Raw genomic sequence first — 12,573 nt, 5'->3', positions numbered from 1 at the left:
GAAGAGGCAGCAAGTTTCACTTCGATCAAAAAAATTATCGGCCGAGTTTTAAGCCATCCAGTTTGCGATACGCTGGAAGTGTCCGCTCCACCAATTCTGCAAGATGACCTGTCAATTCGGGCAACGGTCCTTCGGGACCAGCAAACCCAGTGGTTGCATGCAGAGACTTGTACCAATGCGGCGCCCACACCCCATCGTAGGGCTTTGGCCCGGCAGGCCAGGACAACATGGCCGGATCGAAGTCCAACCCAATTGTTTCGCACAAAGCGCGCAACATGCACTCTGGATCGTCACGGATATCGGCGCTGTCGATCACGACCGGGCTTTGACCAAGCGCCAGAACATGATCGAACAGCTCTGCCTGCGCATCAAATCCGATGTCATCGGTAGTCAATTGCGGATAGCCTTTGGCAAAGCTTGCAACCACGCGGGCGGGATGCCGGATCAGGAAGACATTCACACAGTCCGACATGAACCCACGTGGGATACCGTCGATCATGTGCTGGCACATATGCTTGTGATAGGCGTGGGTTTTTCCGTCAGGAATGGGCCTGATCAGAGACTGTTCCACGGCAACTGCGTCTTCGATCCGATCCGCAAGGACCACGTCGCGCATCGGATGATCAAGTCCTGTCAGCTGCAAATAGGGCCCGTAGAACGGCTCATCCACAACCGCAAAGTCGGCGCGCTGGGCAAAAGAATACATCATTGCGGTCGACAGATTGCGCGGTCCGGACCACATCGCCACTTTCATCTCAGCCGCCTCCCGACAGGTCTCTTTGTCCCGGACGGTATCGCCTGAAGGAGATCGCGCAAGCGGTAACTCGATTTCACCTTCAAGTGAGGCGCCAAGTCAGAAATTGCGTCGTGCCCGTCTTTCATCGCAGGCTGAACCCTATCTACAGGAGGTTTCCCATGCGCCCACTTCGCCGCAGTCGTCCCATGATCCTATCCTTGGCCATTCTTGCCGGGATTTTTCTGCAATCCACCGACGCACATGCGGGGGAAACACGAGAGATCGTCGTTGCGGGAGGATGCTTCTGGTGCGTTGAGGCAGATTTCGAACGCGTAAGAGGCGTAAAAGAAGCGGTGTCCGGCTATACCGGCGGCACAGTAGCAAACCCGACCTACAAACAGGTGACAGGGGGACGCACGGGCCACTACGAGGCGGTGAAGATCACCTATGACAGTGCGGTGGTCGACCGCGACCGCCTTTTCAATCTGTTCTTCCGGTCGATTGACCCCACTGATGCGGGCGGTCAGTTCTGCGATCGTGGGCAAAGCTACGCGACGGCGATTTTCGTCTCTAACGCTGCCGAACGCGCCGCAGCTGAAAAAGCCAAAGCCGATGCGCAGGCCGCCTTGGGTCGCGAGATCGTAACTCCTATTCTGGACGCGTCCGCGTTCTACGAGGCAGAAGACTACCATCAGGACTACTACAAGGGCACCAATCGGGTCCTGACACGCTTTGGCCCGATCCCGCAAAACGAGGCGTATAAGAGATACCGTAAAGGCTGCGGTCGCGACGCGCGAATTGAAGAGCTTTGGGGTAGCAACGCGCCGTTCATCGGCAACTAAGCCAGACGCGCGTCTTCGATATCCTTGAGATCGGGGATCACATCAGCGGTGCCGTGGCGCGTGACCATGATGGCGCCCGCCTGCTGACCCAGTGATATCGCCTGTTCCATCGGCAGACCACGATCCAACCCTGCCACCAGAAAACCGGTGAATGTATCCCCAGCCCCAGTCGTATCAACTGGCGTAACGGGAATCGCGGGGAACGTCTTGTCGGCGCCGTCATCCGTGTTCACCCAGCGACACCCATCGCCCCCGAGTGTCACAATCACATCCCGCACGGGCAAGTCGGTCAGCGCGACGCCCAGCGCATCCGTCAACTGCTGCGCCTCTATTGCATTCATGACAAGAATGTCGAGCATTGGCAAAACCGCCTCGACCGAATGAGCATCGAATGGAGCCGCAGCATATACCACCCGCATCCCCTTTGACGAAGCAAGCGTTGCCCCTTCGATCTGTGCGGAGGTTTCGTTCTGGAACACGAAGGTGTCAGCTTCGGTTGCGGCGGTAAGTGCTGAGGCGATATGTGTCTCTGTCAAAGCGCGGTTTGCCCCGGGATAAAGCAAGATCGCGTTCTCACCGTTATCGTCAACCATGATGACCGCATGGCCCGTCGGCACGTTCAGTTCGACGATATTGCGCGTATCGACACCGTATTCCAACAACCGCTCGACCGCCCAGCGCCCATCGCTCCCCACGGCACCGATATGCACCGCGCGTGCGGCTGCACGGGCAATGGCGACCGACATGTTTGCACCCTTTCCGCCCAATCCACGGCTGTGTTCAGTCGATGCAAGCGTTTCACCGGGCGCAAGCAGGTGTGGCACCTGATAAAACAAATCCGCGTTGATCGAACCGAGGTTATAAACGGCCATGTGTCACCGACCCTTGCACGCCGCCAGAACCGCCATATTCAGAATGTCGCCTGCGGTCATGGAGGTCGAACAAATCTGGATCGACTTGTCGACACCCGCCAGAATCGGCCCGATCACAGTGGCACCCGCCATTTCCTGCATCAGCTTGACGGAAATCGACGCAGAGTGGCGCGCAGGAACGACGAGGATGTTTGCTGGACCAGTCAAACGCTGGAACGGATAGAATTTTTGCGCATTCCGGTTCAGCGCCACATCGACGGTCATTTCGCCTTCATATTCGAAATTCACGCCACGCCGGTCAAGAACGCGAGGCGCAATGTGCATCTTCTCGGCACGTTCGGACACCGGGTATCCGAAGGTCGAGAACGACACGAACGCCACACGCGGCTCTAACCCGATCAAACGGGCCACTTCCGCTGCACGTTCGGCGATATTGGCAAGATCTTCCTCATCCGGCCATTCATGCACCAGCGTATCCGCGATCAGCACAATACGTCCTTTGACCAACAATGCGGTCACACCCGCAGCCCCATGCGCTGCATCCGCGTCGAAGACGTGGTTGATCAACTCAAGCACATGCGCAGATTTCCGCGTTGCCCCAGTGACAAGCGCATCGCCATGCCCCTGTTGCAGCATCAAAGCGCCAAACACATGCCGATCCCGCGCGGCAAGACGGTGAATGTCCTGATGGTCGTAGCCTTTGCGTTGAAGCCGACCGTAAAGCACATCCTTGTACCGGCTCAGATGCTGCGTATTGGCCGCATTGACCACTTCGATCTCGCGCACTGCATCGCCCAAACCGGCCTCTTCCAGTTTGGCCTTCACATCTGCTTCACGACCGACAACCAAGGCTTTGCCAAAACCCGACCGCTGGTACATGACCGCAGCACGCAGCACGCGCGGATCATCACCTTCGGCAAAGATCATCCGTGCCTGCGCCTTGCGCGCCCGTGCATTGATCCCGCGCAGGATGCTTGCTGTCGGATCCATCCGCGATTTGAGTGATTCCTCGTAGGCCACAAGATCAATGATCGGCCGCCGCGCAGCTCCTGTATCCATGCCTGCCTTGGCAACAGCAGGCGGAATGCGGTGTATCAGTCTCGGATCGAACGGTGTGGGAATGATGTAATCGCGCCCGAAGGTCAGGCTTTTTCCATAGGCCAGCGCGACCTCATCCGGAACATCTTCACGCGCGAGGTCGGCCAGGGCCTGAGCACAGGCAATCTTCATTTCGTCGTTGATCGCGCGGGCATGAATATCCAAAGCGCCCCGGAACAGGTAAGGGAAGCCCAACACGTTGTTCACCTGGTTCGGATAGTCGCTGCGCCCGGTGGCCACGATCGCATCCATCCGCACCTCGTGCGCCTCTTCCGGCGTGATCTCGGGATCGGGGTTCGCCATGGCAAAGATCACCGGATTGTCCGCCATCGACCGAACCATGTCCTGCGTGACCGCGCCTTTGACGCTCACCCCAAGGAACACATCCGCGCCGACCATCGCCTCTTCCAGCGTGCGCGCATCGGTCTTGACCGCATGCGCCGATTTCCACTGGTTCATGCCTTCGGTGCGACCTTGGTAAATCACACCCTTGGTATCTGCGACGATGCAGTTGTCGTGGCGTGCGCCCATCCGCTTGAGCAGTTCGATACAGGCAATACCCGCCGCTCCAGCCCCGTTCAGAACGATCTTCACATCTTCGATCTTTTTGCCGGACAGGTGGAGCGCATTCAGAAGGCCCGCCGCACAGATCACCGCCGTGCCATGCTGATCGTCGTGGAAGACAGGGATGTCCATCTCTTCCTTGAGGCGCTGTTCGATGATGAAACACTCGGGCGCCTTGATGTCCTCAAGGTTGATGCCGCCAAAGGTCGGCCCCATCAGCCGCACCGCTTTGCAGAATTCATCGGGGTCTTCGGTGTCCAACTCGATGTCGATGGAGTTCACATCAGCGAAGCGTTTAAAGAGAACGGATTTTCCCTCCATTACCGGCTTCGATCCCAGCGCGCCCAGATTGCCCAGACCCAGAACCGCCGTCCCGTTGGAAATCACCGCGACGAGATTGCCCTTGTTCGTGTAATCATAGGCCAGACCGGGGTCTTTCGCGATGTCTTCGCACGGAACAGCCACACCGGGGGAATAGGCGAGCGACAGATCGCGCTGCGTGGTCATGGGGACGGTGGCCTGCACCTCCCATTTGCCGGGAGTCGGTTCAAGGTGGAAGGCAAGCGCTTCTTCGCGGGTGTATTTCGGGTTGGACATGCGTCAGAGGCCTCATACGTCAAAATCGGGTTTTCCACCCGGGTCGGTCGCCTTAATGTCACGCCAAAGCACCGAGGGGAAGCTTGTGAACGAGAATAAATCGCCCGTCACACCCATGATGGCGCAATATCTGGAAATAAAATCCCAGCATGCCGACGCTTTATTGTTCTATCGCATGGGTGATTTTTACGAATTGTTCTTTGACGATGCTGCGGCTGCATCCGAAGCACTGGACATCGCGCTCACCAAACGCGGCAAACATGACGGTGATGACATCCCAATGTGCGGCGTTCCAGTTCACGCAGCCGAAGGTTACCTGCTGACCCTGATCCGAAAAGGGTTCCGTGTCGCCGTCTGCGAACAGATGGAAAGCCCTGCAGAGGCGAAAAAGCGGGGATCGAAATCCGTCGTGAACCGCGATGTGGTGCGTCTTGTCACGCCCGGTACGCTAACTGAGGAAACTTTGCTAGAGGCGCGGAGCCACAACTTTCTGGCCGCTTTGGCCTGTGTCAGAGACGAATGGGCGCTGGCTTGGACAGATATTTCGACCGGTGCGCTGCATGTTTTGTCGCTCTCGCTTGCACGGGTCGGTCCGGAACTGGCGCAACTGTCCCCGGCAGAGATCCTTATGGCCGAAGGCACGGAAACCGCAGTTGCCAACGTGCTTAAAGATCTCGGACTTGAACCAACGTGGCTCGGCAAATCGAGTTTTGACTCAACAGGCGCGCATGCTCGACTGACACAGCAATTCGGTGTGTCGTCGCTTGACGCCTATGGCCAATTCTCGCGGCCTGAACTCTCCGCAATGGGTGCGTTGATCGAATATCTCGATCTGACGCAAAAGGGTCGCCTTCCCCTGCTCCGCCCTCCGCAGCAGGAAAAGCTCGGCAGTTCCATGCATATCGACGCTGCGACGCGTCGAAACCTCGAGCTGACTCATTCTCTGCAAGGTGGCCGTGCTGGGTCGCTGTTGTCGGTCATTGATCGGACAGCGACGGCAGGCGGCGCACGGCTTTTGGAACGACGATTATCGACCCCTTCGCGTGATCTATCGGTCATCCGCAATCGGCAGGACGCGATAACCTGGGCCATGTCTGACCCGATGATTGCCCGTCAAATACGCGATGCCCTGAAACGCGTCCCTGATGTGGACCGCGCTTTGTCGCGCCTTGGAATGGAGCGTGGCGGGCCGCGCGATATGGCCGCGATTCGCAATGCTCTGACACAAGCAGACGCGATTTATGCCGTGTTAGAGACACATGATCTTCCAGAGGTGCTTCGAAGCGCTGTTTCGACATGTACGGGGCACACTGATCTCGCCACTCTCTTGGACGACGCCCTGATCGCCGAACCACCGCTTTTGACGCGGGATGGCGGCTTCATTGCACCGGGTTATGATGCAGCACTCGACGAAGCCCGCAAACTGCGTGACGAAGGACGCGGCGTCATTGCTGGACTTCAGGCGGAATATTCCGAGTTGGCGGGTGTGTCTTCGCTCAAGATCAAGCACAACAACGTGCTGGGCTATTTTATCGAAACCACATCGACCCACGCACAAAAGATGATGGCGCCTCCGTTGAATGAAACCTTCATCCATCGGCAGACGACAGCTAACCAAATTCGGTTCACGACCGTCGAACTCTCGGAACTCGAACGCCGCATCATGAATGCGGGTGGTGAAGCTATCGAGATTGAAAAGCGGCTCTATGACACCTTAAGTCGGGCGATCCTTCATCGACAGCCCGCACTGAACGCCCTTGCGACCGGGTTAGCGGAACTCGACCTCGCAACGGCTTTGGCAGATCTGGCCATCGATCTCGACTGGTGCCGACCGATCGTAGACGAATCCCGCGCCTTCGAGATTGAGGCTGGGCGACATCCTGTTGTTGAACGGTCTCTCAAAGCGCATGGCGGTACGGGGTTTGTCGCGAATGATTGTGACCTCTCGGCTAATGCAGACAAGGCGTCAATCACGCTACTGACCGGGCCGAACATGGCCGGTAAGTCGACATTCCTGCGCCAGAACGCCCTGATCGCGCTGCTTGCCCAGATCGGGTCCTACGTACCGGCGAAGTCCGCGCATATCGGCGTGGTTAGCCAGATTTTCAGCCGTGTGGGCGCGTCTGACGATCTGGCGCGCGGGCGGTCAACTTTCATGGTTGAAATGGTCGAAACCGCCGCGATTCTGAACCAGGCCGACGACCGCGCCTTGGTCATCTTGGACGAAATCGGGCGTGGAACGGCGACCTATGACGGCCTGTCCATCGCCTGGGCCACTCTGGAACACCTGCAATCCGTTAATAAGGTCAGGGCGCTTTTTGCGACGCATTACCACGAGCTCACCGCTCTTGCGAACAAACTGGATGGCGTGAAGAACGCCACCGTGGCCGTGCGTGAATGGGAAGGCGAGGTGATTTTCCTCCACGAGGTTCGGGAGGGTGCCGCGGATCGGTCATATGGCGTTCAGGTGGCGCAGCTTGCTGGCCTACCACCTGCCGTCATCACACGCGCCCGTTCCGTTTTGGATGCGTTGGAGAAGGGGGAACGCGAGAACACGTCGCCTAAGGCGTTGATCGACGATCTGCCGCTATTCTCTGCCGCAGCTCACGCGCCACAACCCGTCAAACCCAAAGCCGATAACAAAATCGAGGCGCAGATCAAAAATCTGCACCCCGATGAAATGACGCCAATGGAGGCGCTACAGGCTCTGTATAACCTGAAGGCGCTTCTAAAGGACGATTAGGATTTGGGCATCGAACTGACGCCAACCTGCGCCGGACGCAGCAAGCGGTCATAGAGCATGAACCCTTCGGTCGAGACCTGAATGATCTCACCAGCCGTTGTGCCGGGAACCGGTGCTTCGAACATTGCCTCGTGCATCTGCGGATCAAACTTGTCGCCCACCTGCGGTTTGATCGCGGTGACGCCATGCTTGCTGAACACGTTCAGCAATTCGCGCATCGTCAGCTCCACACCTTCGATAAACGCCTTCGACGCTTCGCGTTGTTCTTCGGGAATGGCGTCCAGAGCCCGCTGAAGGTTGTCATAGACTGGCAGAAGATCACGCGCCAAACGCGATCCGCCGTATTGCTGTGCCTCACGACGATCTTTCTCAGACCGTTTGCGCGCATTCTCGGCCTCGGCCAAAGCGCGCATGAACTTGTCCTTCAGATCATCCCGCTCGGCGCGCAGGGCGTCCAATTCCGCCTCCATGCTGTCGATCTCTTCTTCGAGCGCTTCGTTTTCCTCTGCCTCAGCCTCGGCCAAACTGTCGAGGAAATCTTTCGTGTGATCCGTTTCGGCCATTTACTTACCCTTGGTTGCGGTCGCCGAGCAGTTTCCCGACGAGCTGCGCTGTGTAGTCCACGATCGGTACGATCCGTCCATAATTCAAACGGGTCGGGCCTATAACCCCCACCGCACCGATAATTTTACGATCAGCGTTCATATATGGAGACACGACCAAAGAGGAACCCGAAAGTGAGAAAAGTTTATTCTCAGAGCCGATAAAAATGCGCACACCGTCGCCCTGTTCGGTCAGCTCAAGGAATTCGGCAATGTCCCGCTTGCGTTCAAGATCGTCGAACAACTCGCGAATGCGGTCCAGCTCTTCTGCATGGGTGTCTTCGGCCAACAGGTTTGACCGACCCCGCACTATCAGACGTCCTGAATTATCGGCTTGATCGTCCCAGATTGCCAATCCCTGCTCGACCAAAGTGGCCGCCAGCGAATCAAGCTCGCGCCGCTTGTGTGCAATGTCGTCCTTGATCGTGCGTCGCAGATCGGACAAAGTTTTTCCTTCGACGAGCGCGTTCAGGAAATTCGCCGCTTCGCGCATGGAACTTGGCGTTTGACCGGCTGGTGGCTTGAACAATCGGTTCTCGACATGGCCATCCGCAAACACTAGGACCACCAGCGCCTGATCGCCGCCCACAGGCAGGAATTCGATGTGCTTGATCGCCGCCTCGTGTTTTGGCGTAAGGACAAGCGACGCGCCTTGCGTGACACCAGACAACGCAGAGCCCACCCGGTCGAGGATCGTCGCGACATCCTGACTGTTGCTGGTCATTGTTGCGTCGATCTTTTGCCGGTCGTCCTGATCCAGATCACGCACCTCCAACAATCCATCAACAAACATCCGCAAGCCCAATTGCGTCGGAATGCGGCCGGCGCTGATATGGGGACTGTCCAGCAGACCCAGGAACTCAAGGTCCTGCATCACGTTCCGAATAGTGGCCGCCGACACCTTTTCATTCAGCGTGCAAGTCAGCGTGCGCGAACCAACTGGTTCGCCGCTTGACAGATAGCCTTCGACAACCTTGCGGAAGACTTCCCGCGATCGGTCGTTCAATTCATCCAGAAGTTTGGTTCCGTCGCTCAATCGCTCACCTCGTGTCGAAGATGACGGTCATTTCTATGACAGACTATTGGCTTGCGAAACCGGAAAGGCTGCCTGTATCCGTACACAGAACTTTAAAGGATGTGCCATGCGACCGTCAGGACGGAAATTAAGCGAAATGCGCGCGGTTTCAATCGAAACCGGGATCAGCAAACACGCAGAAGGATCGTGCATGATCCGCATGGGCGACACCCATGTGCTTTGCACCGCAACAATCGAAGACCGCGTGCCGCCCTTTATCAAGGGATCGGGCCTTGGCTGGGTGACTGCGGAATACGGTATGTTGCCCCGGTCCACCACAAGCCGGATGCGCCGCGAAAGCACCACCGGAAAGCAAGGCGGGCGCACTGTCGAAATTCAGAGACTGATCGGGCGCAGCTTGCGGGCGGGCGTAGATCGGGTCGCTCTTGGCGAACGTCAAATCAGCATCGACTGCGATGTGATCCAGGCTGATGGGGGCACACGATGCGCGTCTATCACCGGTGGCTGGGTGGCGTTGCGTTTGGCCGTGAACAAGCTGATGAAAGCCGGTGATGTTATCAGCGATCCGCTCATTTCTCCGGTCGCTGCCGTCAGCTGCGGGATTTATGCGGGCCAGGCCGTTCTCGACCTCGATTATCCAGAGGATTCCGAGGCAGGTGTCGATGGCAACTTCATTCTGCGCGGTGATGGCCAATTGATCGAGATCCAAATGTCCGCAGAAGGATCGACCTTTACACGTGATCAGATGGCACAACTCATGGATCTGGCGGATGCCGGGATACAAGAGCTGGTGGCACTTCAACTCAAGGCTGTCGAATGAGCCGCAAATTCGAAGGAAAGCAACTTCTCGTCGCGACCCACAACAAGGGGAAGCTCGAGGAAATTGCCGATCTTTTGAAAGATTACGGTGTCTCGGTCGTTGGCGCGGCCGAGATGAACCTGCCGGAACCAATCGAAGACGGAACCACGTTTGTCGAGAACGCGCGCATCAAGGCTCATGCTGCTGCCAAAGCGACTGACCTTCCCGCCCTGTCGGACGACAGCGGGCTTGAGATTGACGCCCTGAACGGCGCTCCGGGTGTTTATACTGCGGATTGGGCAGAAACAGAGACGGGTCGTGACTTTGTCATGGCAATGGAAAAGGCACACAACGCCATCCTGGCTTCTGGCGTTGAACCGCCCTGGACAGGCCGTTTTGTCTGCACTCTGGTTCTAGCCTGGCCGGATGGCCATGACGAGGTGTTTCCCGGCACGATGGAAGGGCAAATCGTCTGGCCGATGCGCGGAGATCAGGGCCACGGATATGACCCCGTGTTCCAGCCCGTCGGCTATGATGTGACCTTCGGAGAAATGGACCGCTGGGAAAAGAACAAGATCAGCCATCGCGCAGATGCCTTCCGCAAATTCGTGGCCGGGTGCTTTGGCTGAACTCTGGCAAGAGCGCGGATTTGGCCTCTATGTCCACTGGCCGTTCTGTGCCGCCAAATGCCCTTATTGCGATTTCAACAGCCATGTCCGATCCGCCGTAGATCAGGGGCTGTGGGCTGACGCATTAGCCCGCGAAATTCGCCGTACCGGGCTGGAAACCGGGCCACGCGTTCTCACCTCGATCTTTTTTGGCGGCGGCACGCCCAGTCTGATGGAGCCCGAGACTGTTCACACCGTCCTGAGCGCGGCGCGCGATGTCTGGAGCTTTGCCAACGATATCGAAATCACGCTTGAGGCCAATCCCACCTCCGTCGAAGCGCACCGCTTTGAGGGCTATGCCAAACATGGCGTGAACCGGGTGTCTCTGGGTATCCAGGCGCTCGATCCTGACGATCTTCGGAACCTTGGGCGCCTGCACAGCGTGTCAGAGGCACAAGCGGCCTTCAAAACAGCACGAGAGTGCTTTGACCGTGTGAGTTTTGATCTGATTTACGCGCGGCAAAACCAATCTCTTGCCGATTGGGAACGCGAACTAACCACCGCCCTCGACATGGCGGTCGATCATCTTTCACTTTACCAATTAACCATGGAGGAAGGCACCGCGTTTTGGGATCGCGCCCAACGCGGACTGCTACGCGGTCTTCCCACAGACGATCTTGGGGCAGACCTCTATGATCTGACCCAACGACTGTGTGAACAGGCGGACTATACCGCGTACGAAGTCTCTAATCATGCCAAACCCGGCGCGGAATCAAAACATAACCTGCTTTACTGGCGCGGCGGTGACTACGCTGGAATTGGTCCCGGAGCACACGGACGATTGACGATTGACGGGCGTCGCATCGCAACAGAGTGCTGGAAACAACCAGAGGCCTGGCTCAAAGCGGTTAAGGACGGCACAGGAATTAGGGATGGCGTGCTTCTAGATCAACAAGATATAGCGGACGAACGCCTCATTATGGGACTGCGCCTTCTTGAAGGTCTACTGATGGATGACATTTCAGATTATGTAGACAACATGCGTCTGAAACAGCTGGTTGCAGACGGTCTGGTCTGGCAGCAGGACGATCATATTGGGGCGACCGCGACGGGTCGCCCTGTCCTGAATTACCTCATCGCACAACTTGCCAAGAGCTGATCAACGCGCAGAGCTCAGCACCATGCAAAGTGCATCTAGGTCTTCCAAACTATCATAGCTGATTGTGACAGTTCCAGATTCGCCCCCGGCACTGTGATTGATCGAAACTTTCATACCCAAAGCGGCGGAAAGATCGCCTTCCAGCGCCTTTGTGTCTGCGTCTTTTTCAGAACCGCCTGCAGATTTGGTCAAAGCCTTTGGCTTCTTTGCCCCATCTGCGTTCTGCGCCTCGCGAACAAGTCGTTCGGTATCCCGCACAGAAAGGCCCTGGCGTACGATTTGTCCGGCTAAAAGCACAGGATCCGGCGCCGTGATCAACGCGCGGGCATGCCCTGCTGACAACTTACCGTCAACGACAGCCTGCTTCACAACGTCAGGCAGGTTCAACAAACGCAACAGGTTGGCAATGTGACTGCGACTTTTCCCCAACGCCTGCGCGAGCTTTTCCTGCGTATGGCCGAAGCGGGTCATTAATTGATCATATCCAGCCGCTTCTTCAATCGGGTTCAAATCCGCCCGCTGAATGTTTTCGATGATCGCGATCTCAAGAACGTCCTCATCTGAAAACTCGCGGATAACCACGGGAACTTCGTGCACTCCAGCCGCCTGCGCCGCGCGCCAACGGCGTTCACCAGCGACAATCTCATACTGGGTGTCAGAGGTGCCGCGAGGCCGAACGATCAGGGGTTGGATGACTCCTTTGCTGCGGATCGACAGCTTCAGTTCTTCAAGAGCTTCTGGGTCAAACTGACGGCGCGGCTGATCGGGATTTGGGAACAACTGGTCGACCGGCAAAGTGCGGACCGGTCGCTGCCGCGTTGGCGCATCCGCGTCTACGCTTGGTTCGATATCCGCCATCAGCGCGGACAATCCCCGCCCTAAGCCGCGTCTCTGTTCTTTCTTTTCGGCCATCCGAT

Annotated in this window: 11 protein-coding genes; 5 read left to right on the top strand and 6 right to left on the bottom strand. The window is 57.3% G+C overall.

Going from position 1 to position 12,573, the window contains the following annotated elements; all coding sequences use genetic code 11:
* Positions 1–34: 34 nt before the first annotated feature.
* Positions 35–754, bottom strand: coding sequence for an HAD family hydrolase (locus tag ACMVPR_RS17415; RefSeq protein ID WP_416883895.1), 720 nt, complete (start codon positions 752–754; stop codon positions 35–37).
* A gap of 161 nt (positions 755–915) precedes the next feature.
* On the opposite strand from ACMVPR_RS17415, the gene msrA reads away from it, so the two are divergent.
* Positions 916–1,578 (top strand): peptide-methionine (S)-S-oxide reductase MsrA, encoded by a 663-nt coding sequence (gene msrA / locus ACMVPR_RS17410; protein WP_416883894.1) that lies wholly within the window; start codon positions 916–918, stop codon positions 1,576–1,578.
* On the opposite strand, the gene ACMVPR_RS17405 is transcribed toward msrA, so the two are convergent.
* Both ACMVPR_RS17405 and ACMVPR_RS17400 read right to left on the bottom strand, forming a co-directional pair.
* On the bottom strand, positions 1,575–2,450 hold the full coding sequence (locus tag ACMVPR_RS17405) for a ribokinase (RefSeq protein ID WP_416883893.1): 876 nt from the start codon (positions 2,448–2,450) through the stop codon (positions 1,575–1,577). The genes msrA and ACMVPR_RS17405 overlap by 4 nt on opposite strands.
* A 3-nt stretch (positions 2,451–2,453) precedes the next feature.
* Entirely contained in the window at positions 2,454–4,709 is a 2,256-nt protein-coding gene (locus tag ACMVPR_RS17400) for an NADP-dependent malic enzyme (RefSeq protein WP_416883892.1), read from the bottom strand.
* 115 nt (positions 4,710–4,824) lie between these two features.
* Between ACMVPR_RS17400 and mutS the strand changes: the two genes are divergently transcribed.
* Positions 4,825–7,452, top strand: coding sequence for a DNA mismatch repair protein MutS (mutS, locus tag ACMVPR_RS17395; RefSeq protein ID WP_416884679.1), 2,628 nt, complete (start codon positions 4,825–4,827; stop codon positions 7,450–7,452).
* On the opposite strand, the gene ACMVPR_RS17390 is transcribed toward mutS, so the two are convergent.
* Positions 7,449–8,015 (bottom strand): nucleotide exchange factor GrpE, encoded by a 567-nt coding sequence (locus ACMVPR_RS17390; protein WP_416883891.1) that lies wholly within the window; start codon positions 8,013–8,015, stop codon positions 7,449–7,451. The genes mutS and ACMVPR_RS17390 overlap by 4 nt on opposite strands.
* Before the next feature lie 4 nt (positions 8,016–8,019).
* Positions 8,020–9,090, bottom strand: a complete 1,071-nt coding sequence (hrcA, locus tag ACMVPR_RS17385) for a heat-inducible transcriptional repressor HrcA (RefSeq protein ID WP_416883890.1) — start codon at positions 9,088–9,090, stop codon at positions 8,020–8,022.
* 106 nt (positions 9,091–9,196) lie between these two features.
* Here hrcA and rph point away from each other — a divergent pair, with 106 nt between their 5' ends.
* From rph to hemW, 3 genes are read left to right on the top strand one after another with little or no spacing between them, the layout of a single operon-like run.
* On the top strand, positions 9,197–9,910 hold the full coding sequence (gene rph, locus ACMVPR_RS17380) for a ribonuclease PH (RefSeq protein WP_300584299.1): 714 nt from the start codon (positions 9,197–9,199) through the stop codon (positions 9,908–9,910).
* The gene (gene rdgB, locus ACMVPR_RS17375) at positions 9,907–10,518 is read left to right on the top strand and encodes an RdgB/HAM1 family non-canonical purine NTP pyrophosphatase (protein ID WP_416883889.1); all 612 of its coding nucleotides are present in this window, start codon (positions 9,907–9,909) and stop codon (positions 10,516–10,518) included. Before rph ends, rdgB begins: the two co-directional genes overlap by 4 nt.
* Positions 10,481–11,656 carry a radical SAM family heme chaperone HemW gene (gene hemW, locus ACMVPR_RS17370; protein WP_416883888.1) on the top strand — a complete coding sequence of 392 codons (1,176 nt, stop codon included), beginning with the start codon at positions 10,481–10,483 and terminating at the stop codon, positions 11,654–11,656. Before rdgB ends, hemW begins: the two co-directional genes overlap by 38 nt.
* Here hemW and ACMVPR_RS17365 read toward each other — a convergent pair whose 3' ends face one another.
* Positions 11,657–12,568 (bottom strand): ParB/RepB/Spo0J family partition protein, encoded by a 912-nt coding sequence (locus ACMVPR_RS17365; protein WP_416883887.1) that lies wholly within the window; start codon positions 12,566–12,568, stop codon positions 11,657–11,659. It lies immediately after the preceding gene.
* Positions 12,569–12,573 lie beyond the last annotated feature (5 nt).

Source organism: Marivita sp. (assembly GCF_048006345.1).
In the GTDB taxonomy this organism is placed as follows: Bacteria; Pseudomonadota; Alphaproteobacteria; order Rhodobacterales; family Rhodobacteraceae; genus Marivita.
This window is presented reverse-complemented; position numbering and strand designations above follow the sequence as displayed.

What these genes read in the sequence shown, in the direction of transcription:
- msrA (WP_416883894.1), top strand. Translation starts at nt 916, where the DNA reads ATGCGCCCACTTCGCCGCAGTCGTCCCATGATCCTATCCTTGGCCATT.
- ACMVPR_RS17390 (WP_416883891.1), bottom strand. Translation starts at nt 8,015, where the DNA reads ATGGCCGAAACGGATCACACGAAAGATTTCCTCGACAGTTTGGCCGAG.
- ACMVPR_RS17405 (WP_416883893.1), bottom strand. Translation starts at nt 2,450, where the DNA reads ATGGCCGTTTATAACCTCGGTTCGATCAACGCGGATTTGTTTTATCAG.
- hemW (WP_416883888.1), top strand. Translation starts at nt 10,481, where the DNA reads ATGCCTTCCGCAAATTCGTGGCCGGGTGCTTTGGCTGAACTCTGGCAA.
- ACMVPR_RS17415 (WP_416883895.1), bottom strand. Translation starts at nt 754, where the DNA reads ATGAAAGTGGCGATGTGGTCCGGACCGCGCAATCTGTCGACCGCAATG.
- ACMVPR_RS17365 (WP_416883887.1), bottom strand. Translation starts at nt 12,568, where the DNA reads ATGGCCGAAAAGAAAGAACAGAGACGCGGCTTAGGGCGGGGATTGTCC.
- rdgB (WP_416883889.1), top strand. Translation starts at nt 9,907, where the DNA reads ATGAGCCGCAAATTCGAAGGAAAGCAACTTCTCGTCGCGACCCACAAC.
- mutS (WP_416884679.1), top strand. Translation starts at nt 4,825, where the DNA reads ATGATGGCGCAATATCTGGAAATAAAATCCCAGCATGCCGACGCTTTA.
- rph (WP_300584299.1), top strand. Translation starts at nt 9,197, where the DNA reads ATGCGACCGTCAGGACGGAAATTAAGCGAAATGCGCGCGGTTTCAATC.
- ACMVPR_RS17400 (WP_416883892.1), bottom strand. Translation starts at nt 4,709, where the DNA reads ATGTCCAACCCGAAATACACCCGCGAAGAAGCGCTTGCCTTCCACCTT.